This window comes from Amphritea opalescens (assembly GCF_003957515.1).
Taxonomy (GTDB): Bacteria; Pseudomonadota; Gammaproteobacteria; order Pseudomonadales; family Balneatricaceae; genus Amphritea; species Amphritea opalescens.
This window is the reverse complement of the sequence record NZ_RQXW01000003.1, coordinates 1-14,691: the sequence shown is the minus strand read 5'-3', so window position 1 is coordinate 14,691 and position 14,691 is coordinate 1. Positions and strand designations below refer to the sequence as shown.

The 14,691-nt window shown below is 48.3% G+C and carries 15 protein-coding genes; 11 read left to right on the top strand and 4 right to left on the bottom strand.

The window, feature by feature from the left end; genetic code table 11:
• Nucleotides 1-121: 121 nt before the first annotated feature.
• Entirely contained in the window at nt 122-661 is a 540-nt protein-coding gene (locus EH243_RS03955; protein WP_126157354.1) for a VF530 family protein, read from the bottom strand.
• A gap of 324 nt (nt 662-985) precedes the next feature.
• Between EH243_RS03955 and folX the strand changes: the two genes are divergently transcribed.
• From folX to EH243_RS03930, 5 genes are all read left to right on the top strand, one after another.
• Entirely contained in the window at nt 986-1,354 is a 369-nt protein-coding gene (gene folX, locus EH243_RS03950; RefSeq protein ID WP_126157353.1) for a dihydroneopterin triphosphate 2'-epimerase, read from the top strand.
• Between the two features lie 254 nt (nt 1,355-1,608).
• Nucleotides 1,609-2,190 carry an aminodeoxychorismate/anthranilate synthase component II gene (locus EH243_RS03945; protein WP_126157352.1) on the top strand — a complete coding sequence of 194 codons (582 nt, stop codon included), beginning with the start codon at nt 1,609-1,611 and terminating at the stop codon, nt 2,188-2,190.
• Nucleotides 2,191-2,200: 10 nt separating this feature from the next.
• Nucleotides 2,201-3,235 carry an anthranilate phosphoribosyltransferase gene (gene trpD, locus EH243_RS03940; RefSeq protein WP_126157351.1) on the top strand — a complete coding sequence of 345 codons (1,035 nt, stop codon included), beginning with the start codon at nt 2,201-2,203 and terminating at the stop codon, nt 3,233-3,235.
• 7 nt (nt 3,236-3,242) lie between these two features.
• Entirely contained in the window at nt 3,243-4,055 is an 813-nt protein-coding gene (gene trpC, locus EH243_RS03935; protein ID WP_126157350.1) for an indole-3-glycerol phosphate synthase TrpC, read from the top strand.
• 27 nt (nt 4,056-4,082) lie between these two features.
• Complete coding sequence (locus EH243_RS03930; RefSeq protein WP_126157349.1) at nt 4,083-4,490, top strand: OsmC family protein; 408 nt, start codon at nt 4,083-4,085, stop codon at nt 4,488-4,490.
• 188 nt (nt 4,491-4,678) lie between these two features.
• Here the strand turns inward: EH243_RS03930 and EH243_RS03925 are convergent, their stop codons facing one another.
• The 3 genes from EH243_RS03925 to EH243_RS03915 all read right to left on the bottom strand — a co-directional run bounded on the left by EH243_RS03925 (nt 4,679) and on the right by EH243_RS03915 (nt 9,810).
• Nucleotides 4,679-6,187 (bottom strand): hypothetical protein, encoded by a 1,509-nt coding sequence (locus EH243_RS03925; RefSeq protein ID WP_126157348.1) that lies wholly within the window; start codon nt 6,185-6,187, stop codon nt 4,679-4,681.
• Entirely contained in the window at nt 6,187-9,147 is a 2,961-nt protein-coding gene (locus tag EH243_RS03920) for an ankyrin repeat domain-containing protein (RefSeq protein ID WP_126157347.1), read from the bottom strand. The genes EH243_RS03925 and EH243_RS03920 overlap by 1 nt, the downstream gene beginning before the upstream one ends.
• 99 nt (nt 9,148-9,246) lie before the next feature.
• Nucleotides 9,247-9,810, bottom strand: a complete 564-nt coding sequence (locus EH243_RS03915; protein WP_126157346.1) for a cysteine hydrolase family protein — start codon at nt 9,808-9,810, stop codon at nt 9,247-9,249.
• A gap of 114 nt (nt 9,811-9,924) precedes the next feature.
• On the opposite strand from EH243_RS03915, the gene EH243_RS03910 reads away from it, so the two are divergent.
• The 6 genes from EH243_RS03910 to dnaB all read left to right on the top strand — a co-directional run bounded on the left by EH243_RS03910 (nt 9,925) and on the right by dnaB (nt 14,423).
• Nucleotides 9,925-10,869: a GlxA family transcriptional regulator gene (locus EH243_RS03910; protein WP_126157345.1), complete on the top strand. Its 945-nt coding sequence runs from the start codon at nt 9,925-9,927 to the stop codon at nt 10,867-10,869.
• 142 nt (nt 10,870-11,011) lie between these two features.
• Nucleotides 11,012-11,488: a hypothetical protein gene (locus tag EH243_RS03905; RefSeq protein WP_126157344.1), complete on the top strand. Its 477-nt coding sequence runs from the start codon at nt 11,012-11,014 to the stop codon at nt 11,486-11,488.
• Between the two features lie 143 nt (nt 11,489-11,631).
• Nucleotides 11,632-12,078: a 30S ribosomal protein S6 gene (rpsF, locus tag EH243_RS03900; RefSeq protein WP_126157343.1), complete on the top strand. Its 447-nt coding sequence runs from the start codon at nt 11,632-11,634 to the stop codon at nt 12,076-12,078.
• Nucleotides 12,079-12,110: 32 nt separating this feature from the next.
• Nucleotides 12,111-12,338 carry a 30S ribosomal protein S18 gene (gene rpsR / locus EH243_RS03895; protein ID WP_019622438.1) on the top strand — a complete coding sequence of 76 codons (228 nt, stop codon included), beginning with the start codon at nt 12,111-12,113 and terminating at the stop codon, nt 12,336-12,338.
• 121 nt (nt 12,339-12,459) lie between these two features.
• Nucleotides 12,460-12,906: a 50S ribosomal protein L9 gene (gene rplI / locus EH243_RS03890; protein WP_126157342.1), complete on the top strand. Its 447-nt coding sequence runs from the start codon at nt 12,460-12,462 to the stop codon at nt 12,904-12,906.
• 134 nt (nt 12,907-13,040) lie between these two features.
• The gene (gene dnaB, locus EH243_RS03885) at nt 13,041-14,423 is read left to right on the top strand and encodes a replicative DNA helicase (protein WP_126157341.1); all 1,383 of its coding nucleotides are present in this window, start codon (nt 13,041-13,043) and stop codon (nt 14,421-14,423) included.
• The last annotated feature ends 268 nt before the right edge of the window (nt 14,424-14,691 follow it).

Below are 14,691 nucleotides of genomic sequence, written 5' to 3'. Positions count from 1 at the left end.
TGACTACTATCTTCTGTTATAGCGGTCATGGTGCAGTTCGAGTAGCAGCTGCTTTTTAAATAGCTGTCAAAAAACCGCCTAGTGGCGGTTTTTTAAGTTGTAGCTTTATTGACGTCGCTTTTTATTTACGCCATTTAGCCCATGGATCATCATTATCGGATGATGTGTTGGCTGCAGGTGCTTTTCGTTCGGGCTTCCAGCGTTCCTGTTTGTCCCGAGCATTTTCCTCTTTACTCGAATAGCCCTGCTTGCCGCTAGGTCGGCTGCTACGGTAGCTTTTCGTTTTGCCATGCTCGGCTGCTTTTAGTGCTTGTTTTTCTCGCATCCGTTCGGCATCTTCGAGGCTGAGTTCGGCTGGCTCTCGGGGCGTTTGGCCTTCAGGGATAATGCGATCTCTCGGGGATAGGGCAAACTGCTCAGATGAAACCCGAGGTAGGTTTTTAAATTTATACAGGTAAAAGATTTCTACCTTCTCGCGCGCCCAATCGGTCTTCTTAAGAAACTTAACACTGGATTCAATGCTTGGGTTGGTTTTAAAGCAGTTGATGTTGAGGTAGGCGTAGAGAATCTCAAAGCCGTAATGATCGACTATTTGAGTTAACAGCTCTTTTAGGCCGAGACCGTGCAGTGGATTGTTTTGGTAATTGATCTCGTCAGTCATAGTGGTGTCCGGCAATAGCGTTTTGCTGATATTCTGAGTGAATAGTGTTCTGGGTTTTCATCGGTATGCTTCATCATACCTGTCGTCATGCAGACAACCTATAGTAAAGCCGACATTCACTGGGATTTCTAATGAAGTCGACAGCATATGGCTATTCAGTGAAGCCGATATCATCATAATAGACCGTATTTACAGCATGAAGCACACCTCAGTAAAATGATCGGCCATCAGTCTATGGTCATCTGGTGACTTTATCGTGTTCTGTTAGACTGAGTATCCATCAATATAACAACGTAGATTCCAGCAATCATTGAAAGGACTTTTATGCCATCAGTCAGCAACGCCATCATCCGTATTAAGAACCTGCGATTACGCACCTATATAGGCTTTAACCTTGAAGAGCGTGAGAAGTTACAGGATGTGGTCATTAATATCGAAATTCACTATCCGGCGGCAAAAGCGGCGATTAGTGATGATGTTGAAAAAGCACTTAACTATAAAGTTGTTTGTAAGGATATTATTCAACACGTGGAAGAGGGGCATTTTCTGCTATTAGAAAAGCTGGTGGGCGATGTGTTAGAGATAGCGACCGGTCATCCTTGGGTCACCTTTGCCAGCGTGACCATTGATAAGCCACATGCGTTGCGATTTGCCGATTCCGTCTCCCTAACCTTGGAAAAACATTGCTGTTGAGGGTTGGCGTGATTCAAACACCGATTGAACCGTAAGCGTTAGTCGTCGGTTTGTTCGGTGGTTAGGCTGTTAAGCGGCGATATTTATTCATGGGATGACCTGCGGTGATTAAACAGAGGTCATTCGTTTATCTTTGGATAGTTTCTGGTTGCTATCCCTCGAGATACCGCACGGCGGATATATAATCCTGACAGCAGTTCAGGTAGTATATTCGGCTCTATTAAATGTTTTGATTCAACAGGTTTGGCTGAAATATGTTGCTAATGATCGATAACTACGACTCGTTTACCTATAACGTCGTGCAATATCTGGGTGAGCTGGGCGCTGATGTTCAGGTGTACCGTAATGATGAAATTACGATTAAACAGATTGAGGCGCTTAAGCCCGATCAGTTGGTGATCTCTCCTGGGCCCTGTACGCCAAATGAAGCGGGTATCTCGGTCGAGGCGATTAAGCATTTTGCTGGCAAACTGCCAATCTTTGGTATCTGTTTGGGCCATCAAAGCATGGGGCAGGCGTTTGGCGGTGATGTGGTACGCGCCCGTCAGGTGATGCACGGTAAAGTGTCACCGGTTTATCACCATAATACGGGTGTTTTTAAAGGTCTGGAGAATCCCGTCTCTGTTACCCGTTATCACTCGCTGGTCATTGATAAAGAGACCCTGCCTGATTGTCTTGAAATCACCGCCTGGACCCAGAACGAAGATGGGTCGATGGACGAAATCATGGGTATTCGACATAAAGAGTTGGATCTTGAGGGGGTGCAGTTTCACCCTGAATCGATCCTGACTCAGCAAGGCCATGATCTGCTGCAAAACTTTTTGAATCGAGGATAACGACAACACAATGGATATCAAACAAGCACTGGCGCGGGTGGTCGATCATATCGATCTGAGTCGCGACGAAATGGTTGACGTTATGCGTCAGGTGATGACGGGTGAATGTTCGGAATCACAGATTGCTGGTTTTCTGATCGCACTGCGCATGAAAGGCGAATCGATTGAAGAGATCACCGGTGCCGCTCAGGTCATGCGAGAGCTGGCCACGCCGGTCAAGGCGACGGCCACACCCTTGGTGGATATTGTTGGCACCGGCGGTGATGGTGCAAATCTGTTTAACGTTTCTTCAGCCAGTGCCTTTGTCGCTGCCGCTTGCGGTGTCAATGTAGCGAAGCATGGTAACCGCGGTGTTTCTTCAAGCAGCGGTAGTGCCGACCTGCTTGAGCAAGCCGGTATTAATCTCGAACTGAGTGCTGATGACGTCGCCCGTTGTATCGATGAAGTGGGTGTTGGTTTTATGTTTGCCCCCGGTTTTCATGGCGCCATGAAACATGCGATTGGCGCACGTCGCGCACTGGCCACCCGTACCCTATTTAATATTCTTGGGCCGATGACGAATCCCGCCGGCGCACAGCGGTTGGTGATAGGTGTCTTTAGCCAAAAACTTTGTCGGCCGATGGCTGAGGTGATGCAGCAACTGGGTGGCGAGCACATTATGGTGGTACATGCGGAGGATGGACTGGATGAGATCAGCCTAGCCACCCATACCTATGTGGCAGAATTAAAAGACGGCAGCATTAGTGAATACAGTATCTCACCTGAAGACCTTGGGATTGAAAGCCAAAGCTTGATCGGGTTGGCGATTGATAGCCCTGCGGAATCGTTAGCACTGATTCAGAACACCTTTGCGGGTACTGATGATGGAGCAGCTAAAAAAGCCGCAGCGATGATTGCCCTGAATGCTGGCGCCGCTGTTTATCTGAGTGGTCAGGCCGACAGCCATAAAGCGGGTGTTGCACAGGCATTGGCGGCGATTGAATCCGGTGCCGCACTGAAAAAAATGCAAGAGCTGGCTGACTTTAGTCAGTCACTGAATAGCTGAGTTGATGATGACTGATACACCTACCATACTGAAAAAAATTATTGCCCGTAAGCATGCGGAAGTGGCTGAGCGCCAGCCAACGATCAGTATTGCTGATCTGAAAGGTAAAATTGCCGCTCAGCAGGGCACTGCCTTTGATCCTCGTGGTTTTGCCGCGAATTTAGCCAAGACATTGGCGGCGGGTCGTTCAGCGATTATTGCCGAGGTGAAGAAAGCGAGTCCGTCGAAAGGTGTCATCCGTGACCCATTCGTGCCGGCGGAGATCGCTCGGTCATACGAGGCGGGCGGTGCGAGCTGCTTATCGGTATTGACCGATGCTGACTTTTTTCAGGGTAGCGAAGCGTATCTGATGGAAGCCCGCGAGGCCTGTTCGTTGCCGGTGATCCGTAAAGATTTTATTGTTGATCCTTATCAGGTCTATGAAGCCCGCGCCATGGGCGCTGACTGTATTTTGCTGATTGTCGCAGCGCTGCAAGACCAACAGATGGCCGATCTAAATGCGTTAGCAACGGAACTTGGTATGGATGTGCTGATCGAAGTACATAACCAGCAAGAGTTGGAACGTTCATTGCCGTTAGATAACCGTCTGGTGGGTATCAATAACCGTGACCTGCACAGTTTTGATGTTTCCCTCAGCCATACCTTTGATCTGCTGGATATGATTCCCGACGATCGTATTGTAGTGACGGAGAGCGGTATTCAGACCCGCGCGGATGTGATCGCTATGCGTGAACACAAGGTCGATAGCTTTTTGGTGGGCGAGACCTTTATGCGAGCGGCTGATCCGGGCGCGAAACTAGCTGAACTGTTCGCTCAATAATAACGACTTGAAGAAGATGCCACGATTATGCAAGCAAAAGTAAAATGGGATGGCGATGTCCGTTTCAAAGGTACGACCGGTTCGGGCTTTGATGTCACCATTGATGCCGAGCAGAAGCAGGGCCCACGGCCGATGGAGCTCTTACTGTTGGGGCTTGGAGGCTGCACCTCCTATGATGTGGTCGGTATTTTAAAGAAAACCCGTCAAGATGTGGTTGATTGTGTTGCTGAGCTAGAAGCCGAACGGGCCGACACAGTGCCAGCGGTTTTCACTAAGATTCATGTGAAGTTTATTGTCTCTGGGCGTGGCTTGAATGAGAAAAAAGTCGAACGTGCGGTGAAACTATCGGCCGAGCAATACTGTTCGGCGTCGTTGATGCTGGAAAAAGGCGGCGTCGAAATTACGCACAGCTTTGAGATCATTGAAGTCGAATAAACGTCTTTGCTCACGAGATCTAAGGTAAATAAGAAAAAGCCGCTTTCATCAGCGGCTTTTTGTTGTTCGGTATAGTGGTCAGCATAGAGATTGTAGGGGGGATTACTGGGGGATGCTGTTTTAAGGCTACTCGTCTTATCGGCATCCCTATTATATGAGGGTCGCCCCTTTCGAGGCGGTTCCTGTTGTTAGTGATGACTTGTCTCAGCGGTGTTAATGGATGAGTCGTTGATAGAGGTAAACTCACCTTGGTGTAAGATGTAACCGAACTTATCATCCCATTGTAAAGACATCAGTCTGTTGTTGTCCAACAGGCAAAGGTGTTGGCAGAAAGGTGTTGGCATCTGCCCCCGTATAAGAAGGTGTGAGTCTTTATCGAGCAGATAGTACTGCTGTTCTCCGTTGTAGATGCGTTCGATCAATCGCAACCCATTTTCGCTCACACTGCCTGTATAGAGGTGCTGAGTACTCTCTTCCTGAAGGTCAACTAAGTTAATTAACTCTCTATCATGGGTGAGCACCGCATTGAACGGTGTGCTTCGTTCGCGTATTTGATGGCGCATATCGCTCAGCATATCATTGTAGATACCCCGTAATAATGGGTTATCAAGCATGCGTTGATAAGAAGGCGTCAGTTCATCGACAGGGTTTGTTGGCCGGGTAACACTTTGAAGGTAATTTACTTTTATCTCCGCGAGTAGACTTTTTTCTCGGCCATAGAAGCCCTGTATCAGTAGGTTTTTATCGTTATCCCGGTAAAAGGTGTTGATGTAATAATCGGCATATTGATCCAGCGTGGGGCGTAGCAAAAACCTTTCTAAGGGTTTTCCTCCTTTGTCGATTATGAAGACAGAGTCACCTCCGCTAAGCACAAAAGAATCCTCATATTCTTTGGCGAGACTGAGTACTTTGTAAACGAGATTGGCACCAGGGTGATTGGCTAAGAGTAGTTCATTCTGTACTGAGCCATCGGCGTTGAGAGTATAGGCGTATTGTCGCAGGGTCATGCTTGATGGGTCTTCTGAGGCCTCACGTCGAACAACCCCAGCGAGGATATTGCCTTGCGAGGTGAGCAGTAATGAGTTGATCAGTGTATTGGGGAGCTCGCGACGTTGTAATGTCTGGCCATCGGCTGAAATGAAGAACAGGAAAGAGGAAAAACCATTTTCTTCATCGAGCATGAGGGGCGTCATCGCCAATAGAGTTCGTCCATCAGGTAGACGAACCATTGGCCCTGAGGAGACAATATCATTTTCAAGACGGTTGACCCAAAGCAGTTCGCCTTGCGGGTTGAGATGAAACAGACTGACCGCGATTTTTTTATTGGTGCTAGCGGAAAAAAGCTCCTTATCCGTGGAAGCAATAAAAGAGGAGCTGCCGAGCAGGTCATCTATTTCATGTCGATTAAACTGGACGTTGAGATCTTCCGAATGCAGCGTGGTGCCCGCAATATAATAACCGGAGTCATCGGCGATGAGTGCGCTGATTTGGTTGATATTATCCAAGGGGTGCTGCCAACCATCGGTATATTCGAGGGTATTAAGCACGGGTAGGTTGTCCAATGTCAGAGAGGGGTAATGGGGTAACCCATCCAAGGGCTTGACCTGAATCTGGTGATACAGGTTTTCGGGAATGTCGTCGCTGCCTGCCCAAAGCGATGAAGTAAGCAGCATGAGGATAAGAGTAAGAGTGCGCATTAGAGCTTCCAATCGAATGAGATCTGACAGGTTTCGGCATTGATTCGGGCGAATATCGCATTAGAGCTCACCGAACCTTCGTTATCTTTGATGTAAGCAGCGACAAGGCCATCTTCCCAAGGTTCAGCCGATAACAGGTTATCGCCAGGTTCGCCTACCATTTTAGTGCTGAAAGTTGTTTCATCCGGCGCAAGGCAGTAAAGAAAAGGTTGTGTGGTTTTATCCTGTCGGCCACTGCCGTAGTTTAATGTCTTCTCACCAAAACCGACGATACGTCCCTGAGAGGTTCGATACAGCTGTGTTAGCCCTTCAGGGGTGGTTAGCTGCTGCATGATCGTGCCGTCCTCGAGTGACAGTTTTGCGATGGAGTGTGCACCATCAATGCTATAGAACAGATGGTTAGCTTCATCGATTAATAGGCCGTTCATGCTGTCCATCTGCTGATAAACCCGGCTCCAGATAGGTTCGCCTTGAGGGGTTAATAACGCGGCGTAAGTGCGGAAAAAATTAAAGTGCTGATAAAGGTGTCCGATGATCAGTAACCTACCATCGGCTAATGGTTGAAGTTTATTGATACGTGATCGGGCGTAGCCGAAGTTCATTTCGTAATGGCCTAACAGGTCGCCCTTGTTGTTCAGTACTTCATAGGCGGCATCATTGTTATGGTTGCCGATAGCATAGATATTGCCGTTAGCGCCTGAGACTAAATCAAGGGTGCGATCTAACAGGATTGCGTGGCCTTTGGCGACGGGTTGAGCCTGTTCAAAACGCAGTTGTTCAACGCCTGAGATAAAGTCTTGTTCGTTATCTCGGTTTACCAGCCAGCCGGGTTTATCATCAGAATCGTTGTCGGAATAATCATAGCGGATATCGGTGATGGTGAGCGTCTGTTGTCGAGACCCAGGTATCGTTCGTAGTAAGGCGAGCTTATTGTTGCTATTGCCTAGAAGGGTGCAGCCGGTGGTATCACATGACATGCTATTGATGGTGGTAGAGAAAGGTGAGTCATCGAACGTTAGATAATGTCGAGATTCTATTTCAAAATCGGCAGAACGTTTTTCAATTCCCACATGAACAGCATTCGCTAAGATAATGTAAGCATGGTTATCGCTTACAGCATAATCGAGCGGTGTTAGATTGCCGCCACCAATGAGCGATGTCTTGGCAAGTTCACCGGTGCGGCTCAATATGGACGCGAGATAGCGGGAAACCATACGTTCGGGTTTGGATGATGAATACTGTGTTTTTGGGCGGAAAAGTACCAGTGTGCGATCCGGATAGTAATCTTGTTTTTGAATATCGTAAGCAAAGTGGCGGTGAAAGCTGCGCCGACCGACGTCCTTCAAAGGCACCGCAGGAATAAAGGCCTCTGGTTGACTGGTGATATCGCCTATCGGTTGTAACGCGGTGCCGTAAAGTGCAGTTGTGCGTTGGGTGGTGAGTGCGTAGCTTTTCGATTGCATGATGAGCGACTCAAAGGTGCCTAAAACATCAACCTGTTCTAGCTGCTCACCCTTTTCGTTGAAAAGAGTTAGACGTGTTTTTTGGCGGCCATCAATAAATCGATTTTGCGCCAATAGCAGCTTACCATCGTTAAAATATAGGCCTGCAGGTTTGTCGAGTATATTAAAGAAACGTTTCTCCCCGAGTGTTTTATCCCAGAGCGTGGTGCCAGTGGCGTCTTGTTTAGATAATTGATAGCGCTTTTTTTCATTGGAGTAGCGCAAGACATAAAGATCATCCTTTGGCGAAACGGCTAGCTTCAGCGGGATGGTGGCGAAGGGACGGTAGTGATCAAACTCATTCCCAAAGGCATGCATCATACTGTAAAAATTATTAATATCGGTTTGCGTCGCGGCACCGTTATCGATTAACAGTTTGGCCATCTCTAATGTTTCTGCCGAGCTATAACTCAATGCGATATCCATCGGTGATTTGCCATAAGCACGGGTTTTTTTAGGATCAATGCCCGAGTCGATATAATGTTGAACCAGCGCATAGTTATCCGCGTCAACCGCGTTAATAAACGGGTGGTCGAATGTACATTTGATACCGAGATCAAATAGCACGACGCCACTCGGATCTGCCATATCGCAATACTTTTGTAGTTGATGCTGGAATTGTTCGCGGTTGTGGTCGGGGTGGGTGATAGCGAGATCGAGGGGCAGCTTCTCTATTAGCTCTAAAAAGTCCCAGCTGTTGTCCTCGGTATAGGGAACGGTGGTGAACAGCGTTTGCATCATGATGCGTTGCTTGGGTGAGGCGCTGTCGTAATTTACCGGATTAAACAGGTTATCAATACTTTCCGGGGAAAACATATCGGGGTACAAACGGTAAAGCTGAAAGTAGGCATCCCCATCAAGGTATTCATTGAACATGACGGCGGCTTCTTCGCGGGAAGGTTGGTAGCCTGCTGCCAGAATCTCATTCATTAGAGAACTGTCGGACGGATCATAAAGGGCTTGTAGCGTCTGAGGGTCGGCAAGGGGCAGGTGATTCCATAGCCACCATTGGACTTCATCTTTATCGGTTAAATCCAGTGTCTTTGATAAGCGCTTGAACGCCTCGCGGTCAACGATAACACCTTTTTCCATCAATTTACTGGCTAACGAATGGTGACCACCGGCCACTGCCGCAACTAAGGTATTATCGCCGTTGGCATCGGGTAGGCTGAGGTTATGTCCTTCACTCAGTTGGTAAAGTTGATTGAGACGCTCGGCGTCGCCGTCAAAAGCTGCCTGAGTTAAAGCTGTTTTACCATTAGGTAGAAGGGCATGAGGATTTTCGGTTATCTCGGCCGGCGGCAGGCTGTAGGGGTTGAGACCAATTTTTTTTGGCTCGTCCCGTGGTTGAATATCTACCGTTGCTGAGGGCTCTAGGGTGTTAGATGTCGGAATTGACGTCGCGATTAGAAGGAGCACACCGATCACAGCGAGTAGTGTGAGCGCGTTTTTTAACATGTGATGCCTTAGGCTGGCTATTCGAGGTGGTAAATCATACCCCGAATAGCAGGCCTATTTTTATTGTCTTAGCCCTTTTAGACGATTCAAATCAAATAATTAGCTGATTTCTGTTAATAGGGTTTTGGTGTTCTCAAGACGGGCATAGGCAAAAGAAAGTGATGTCATAAATGCGGCATGGGTCTGTTGTGCTGGCACGGTGACCCCGTTGAAGACTTGGTCCCGAGTGGTGCAAGCGTCATGTGCCACCGTGACGTTGTAACCTAGATCGGCGGCCGCGCGAACGCCTGCATCGATACAGATATTGCTCATGGCTCCGGCGACAATCAGGTTTTCAACGCCTAGGGCATCGAAGCTCTCTTGCAGGGTGGTATTTTTAAATGCATTGGCTGAATGTTTGAGTATCACCGTTTCCCCTTCGATCGGGGTGACGGCAGGGTATATCTTTGCACCATCGCTGTTGGGTAAAAAGAATGGCGCATCCTCTTTTTCAAACTCATGGTAAACATGTATGACTGGCAGGCCTTCTTGGCGAAAGGCTGTCAGTAGTGCGGCCCCATTGGCTACTGTGGCATCGATATTATGCAGCTCCCATTTGCCACCGGGGAAGTAGTCATTTTGAAAATCGATTAATAGCAAGGCGGTGTTAGATAGTTGGCTCATGGCTAGATCCTAGGCTTGTTGGTTGATAACGCTATTATCGATGACTTGATGAATCTATACTCTAGTCATATTCGACATATATGAGGCAAAAAATGACATATACCATCGATTCCTATGAAAACCATTAATGTTGTGATTCTGCTGTATCCGGGAGTGATGCGCTCTGCGGTGGAAGGGTTGCGCGAGTTGTTTGAGTTGGCAGGCCGTTTAAGTCAGGCGCAACAAGGGAGTCTGCAGTTTAGCGTGCGGTTGTTAGAGCATACCGAGGTGCAGCGAGTCGATGGGGGGTTACCGGGTGAGGATGACAGACCGCAAGTGGTTATTTTGCCACCTTGCCTGACGGATCAGTTTTACACCATTGAGCAGCCGCAATTGTCGGGCTGGTTACGGGAGATGCATGGTGCCGGGGCGCTTCTCTGTTCTGTATGTGCAGGGGCGTTTGTTTTGGCGCAGACCGGGCTGCTAAACCAGCGACCAGCGACAACCCATTGGTTGTTAACCGAACGGTTGGCGCAGCAATACTCCGAAGTGCGGGTCGATGGTAATAAAATTCTGATCAATGATGGAGATCTAATCACGGCGGGTGGGTTGATGGCCTGGCTAGACCTTGGCTTGGAGCTGGTGGCTCAATTTGGCAGTCCGGCGTTGATGCGGCGGTTGGGTAAGCAGTTAGTGATTGATACCGCTCCTCGAGAGCAGCGCTACTATCGCTGCTTTCTACCACCCTTTGATCATGGCGACAGGGTGATACTCAAGGTGCAACACTTCCTGCAGAACGGATTTCAGCAGCCATTAACCATCAAGCAACTGGCGGTGGATAGTCATCTAACCGAACGTACGTTTTTGCGGCGTTTTGTTCGAGCCACTGGGTATAAGCCAAAAGAGTACCTACAGCAGTTGCGTATTAGTAAAGCGTGCGAAGCATTGGAAGCCACAACAGACCCTGTGGAGCAGATCTCGTTGAGTGTTGGCTATGAGGATGCGAGTGCTTTCCGTAAAGCCTTTATACAGATTATGGGCCTAACGCCCCGTGAATTTCGTGCCCGTTTTAGTCACTAAGGGGTGAATCAAGGTTTGCATCGTCGCTGTGTTGCGATAGGCTGAGACGATAAAATTACACCGCCAATCATTAGGTTATAGGCGAGTTCGTCAAGCGCATGTCAATATTCGCTAGGTATCTCGGTTGATCAAGAGGATAGATATGCTGTTTAAGGGAGTGCTGCTGGGGTTGTTGCTGGTATCTCAGTGGACATTGGCTGCCGAGTCGGAGATCTATTTATTGGGGCGGTTTACCTATAAAGGGACGCCGGTGAGTCAAGCGGTCATACTGACGGATAAGCGGGTTACCGAGTTAGAGCAGTGCCGTGATTTTGTGCGTTATCAAGTCCGAGGCACTAAACGGGGTAAAAATTACTACCGTCACTATGTTAGGGCGCAACGTAAAGGGGTCAATATTGTCGCGCATTATTCCTGTATTGAAACCTCGTTAAACGTGAGTCGCTGGAATGCCCATGACTTTTACGACAAGGTATACCTTGTCGATCTACGCAGTGGACAACACTTTACCCGTTATGCCGATACCAACAGCTGTTGGGCGGCGATCCGTAAAGATCCAGATAAGCACAGCCGTAAGCTCTATTGCGCCAAAATGAACCAGACATTATTACCGGTGGAATAGGGTTGTAATGTTTGTGTTTTCGCTTTATTCGCGTATAATTTCGCCTCCCGTTGGCTATGCCATTGAGGGAACTCACTTTAACTCCTTGCTTTCTACCGTTTTTCGATGCGGCTGAAGGCTGTATAACCCGTAAGGAGCAATTAATGCGTCATTACGAAATCGTTTTTCTGGTTCACCCGAATCAGAGTGAACAGGTTCCAGCTATGGTTGAACGTTACACCAAGCTAATTGAAGAATCTGAAGGTCAAATCCACCGTCTGGAAGATTGGGGTCGTCGTCACCTTGCTTACCCAATCAACAAAATCCATAAAGCTCACTACGTTCTGATGAACGTTGAATGTGCTCAGGAAACTCTGGACGAGCTAACTAACATCTTCCGTTACAACGATGCGGTTATTCGTAACCTTGTTGTTCGTCGCAAAGATGCAGTTACTGATGTATCTCCAATTAAAGCTGCTGAAGGTCGTGAAGAGCGTCGTCCACGTCGTGAAGAGCGTTCCGATAAGCCTGCTGCACCAGCAACTGAAGCACCTGCTGCTACAGAAGCGCCTGCTGCGGATGCACCGGCTGCTGAAGCTGCTGCCGAGTAATCGGTTTAATATTTATTTAGAGGAGATATACCATGGCTCGTTTTTTCCGTCGTAGAAAATTCTGCCGTTTTACCGCTGAAGGTGTTACTGAGATCGATTATAAAGATCTGGATACCCTGAAAGGTTACATTACTGAAACCGGTAAAATTGTTCCTAGCCGTATCACTGGTACTAAAGCTCGTTACCAGCGTCAGCTGGCAACTGCTATCAAACGTGCACGTTACGTAGCACTGCTGCCATACACTGACAGCCACCAGTAATCACGGTTAACCTACGCACTGTTTAGACTTAATAAAAGTCGATGTGTGTAGGTGAGTAAACAAGTTTCAGCCCATCGGTGTATAACGTTGATGGGCAAGCGTAAAAATAGAGGTTTGCGAGATGGAAGTTATCCTGCTCGAGAAAATTGGCAAACTGGGTAGCCTGGGTGACAAGGTTACCGTGAAGCGTGGTTACGGTCGTAACTACCTTCTTCCTTTTGGGAAAGCGGTTCCTGCTACTGCAGCTAACCTAGAAACCTTTGAAGCACGTCGTGCTGAATTGGAATCTGCTGCAAATGAAAAACTGAACAGTGCTCAGACTCGTGCTGATCAACTGAACGAAATCGAACTGTCTATCGTTGCGAAAGCTGGCGAAGAAGGCAAATTGTTCGGTTCTATCGGTACTTCTGATATCGCTGATGCGATCAGTGCTTCTGGTATTGAAGTTGCGAAAAGTGAAGTTCGTTTGCCAGAAGGTGCATTGCGCACAACAGGTGAATTCGAAGTTTCTATTCAGCTTCACCCTGAAGTTACCGCTATTGTCGGCATCATTGTTGTTGGCGAATAAGTATTGCTTTAATCTGGCGTAAGTCAGAGATGAGTTAAAAAGCACTGCGTAGTATTATACTGCGCAGTGCTTTTTTCGTTTTAGGCCAGTGCGATGGTGTTGCTGGTATTTTGTTTGTTGAGGTAAAAGAGTTTATGGACTATCCGGATCCCAACGCTGCCGATATGGAAGGTGTGAAAATCCCTCCCCATTCACAGGAAGCAGAGCAATCGGTGCTAGGCGGGCTGATGCTAGACAATAATGCCTGGGATGCGGTTTCAGAGATCGTGCTGGAAGATCAGTTTTATCGTCACGATCATCGGCTGATATTCCGCACGATTGAGAAGCTGGTCAGTAACATGCAGCCGATCGATGTGGTAACCATCTCTGAGGAGCTCGATCGCACCGGTAATCTAGATGCTGCTGGTGGGTTGGATTATCTGGTCGAACTGGCGCGAAATACGCCGAGTGCTTCCAATATTCGTGCCTATGCTGAGATTGTGCGTGATCGTGCGTTGTTGCGCAAGATGATTACCGTGGCCCATGAGATCGCTGAAAATGCCTTTATGCCTGAAGGGCGTGCCGGTACCGATATTCTAAGCGAAGCCGAGCAGAAGATTTTTCAGATCGCTGAAGACCGACCGAATGAAGGTGGGCCGATTGGCGTGAATCCATTGCTGAAGAAGGCTGTGGATAAGATCGATGAATTGTTTAACTCGGAAGGGGCGATGACCGGTGTCACCACGGGCTTTGATGAGCTTGATAATGCGACTGGTGGGCTTCAGCCTTCGGATTTGATCATTGTGGCGGCGCGTCCATCCATGGGTAAAACCACCTTTGCAATGAACCTCGTCGAAAACGCTTTGATGGCGCAGGATAAGCCGGTGTTGGTGTTTAGTTTGGAGATGCCAGCCGATCAGCTAGTGACACGGATGCTCTCCTCTTTAGGACGGATTAACCAGACTAAAGTGCGTTCCGGTAAGTTGGAAGAGGATGATTGGCCCCGTCTGACGACCGCTGTGAATATGTTACGGGATAAGCCGCTATTTATTGATGATACCGCCGGTATTAGCCCAACCGAAATGCGTAACCGTGCCCGCCGGATTGTGCGTGAGCATGGCGATATCGCGATGATCATGGTGGATTATCTTCAGTTGATGCAGCTCAAAGGCGGCAACAGTGAAGGCCGTACCGCGGAGATCTCCGAGATCTCTCGATCGCTTAAGGCATTAGCGAAAGAGTTGGAGTGTCCGGTGGTGGCATTGTCGCAGTTGAACCGTGCGTTGGAGCAACGGCCCAATAAGCGGCCGGTTAACTCTGACTTGCGGGAATCGGGTGCGATTGAGCAGGATGCCGATGTGATCATGTTTATCTATCGGGATGAGGTGTATAACGAGGATTCGCCGGATAAGGGTATTGCCGAGATTATTATTGGTAAGCAGCGTAACGGCCCGATCGGTAGTAACCGTTTGGCCTTTATCGGTCAGTTTACCAAGTTTGAAAACCTAGCACCGATGGGTTATCAAGAGTACGAATAAGCGGTTAGCGTCGCCATGTGATTGGATGCGGCTTTTTCATGCCGGATAGAATTCTGGTGTGGGAGCCGCCTATGGCGGCGAGAACTGTGTAATGGTATCGGTGCGGTTTGTTTTTTACTGCGCCTTATCGCCTCTAGAAGAGGCTCCTTGTATGTTTAGTCTCAACGATTATTTATCATTGGTAATCGTTTCTGGGGAAGCCGCCCGCTCCTTGAAGCAGTTTTTCTGACTTCGTGTGTAGAGGGGCTCCCCACCTCATTGCTTAGTT

Bases quoted from the DNA above. Each gene is read 5' to 3' on its own strand.
- EH243_RS03915 (WP_126157346.1), bottom strand. From the start codon at position 9,810: ATGAGCCAACTATCTAACACCGCCTTGCTATTAATCGATTTTCAAAAT.
- trpD (WP_126157351.1), top strand. From the start codon at position 2,201: ATGGATATCAAACAAGCACTGGCGCGGGTGGTCGATCATATCGATCTG.
- EH243_RS03925 (WP_126157348.1), bottom strand. From the start codon at position 6,187: ATGCGCACTCTTACTCTTATCCTCATGCTGCTTACTTCATCGCTTTGG.
- rplI (WP_126157342.1), top strand. From the start codon at position 12,460: ATGGAAGTTATCCTGCTCGAGAAAATTGGCAAACTGGGTAGCCTGGGT.
- EH243_RS03920 (WP_126157347.1), bottom strand. From the start codon at position 9,147: ATGTTAAAAAACGCGCTCACACTACTCGCTGTGATCGGTGTGCTCCTT.
- EH243_RS03930 (WP_126157349.1), top strand. From the start codon at position 4,083: ATGCAAGCAAAAGTAAAATGGGATGGCGATGTCCGTTTCAAAGGTACG.
- rpsR (WP_019622438.1), top strand. From the start codon at position 12,111: ATGGCTCGTTTTTTCCGTCGTAGAAAATTCTGCCGTTTTACCGCTGAA.
- EH243_RS03910 (WP_126157345.1), top strand. From the start codon at position 9,925: ATGAAAACCATTAATGTTGTGATTCTGCTGTATCCGGGAGTGATGCGC.
- dnaB (WP_126157341.1), top strand. From the start codon at position 13,041: ATGGACTATCCGGATCCCAACGCTGCCGATATGGAAGGTGTGAAAATC.
- EH243_RS03955 (WP_126157354.1), bottom strand. From the start codon at position 661: ATGACTGACGAGATCAATTACCAAAACAATCCACTGCACGGTCTCGGC.
- trpC (WP_126157350.1), top strand. From the start codon at position 3,243: ATGACTGATACACCTACCATACTGAAAAAAATTATTGCCCGTAAGCAT.
- rpsF (WP_126157343.1), top strand. From the start codon at position 11,632: ATGCGTCATTACGAAATCGTTTTTCTGGTTCACCCGAATCAGAGTGAA.
- EH243_RS03905 (WP_126157344.1), top strand. From the start codon at position 11,012: ATGCTGTTTAAGGGAGTGCTGCTGGGGTTGTTGCTGGTATCTCAGTGG.
- folX (WP_126157353.1), top strand. From the start codon at position 986: ATGCCATCAGTCAGCAACGCCATCATCCGTATTAAGAACCTGCGATTA.
- EH243_RS03945 (WP_126157352.1), top strand. From the start codon at position 1,609: ATGTTGCTAATGATCGATAACTACGACTCGTTTACCTATAACGTCGTG.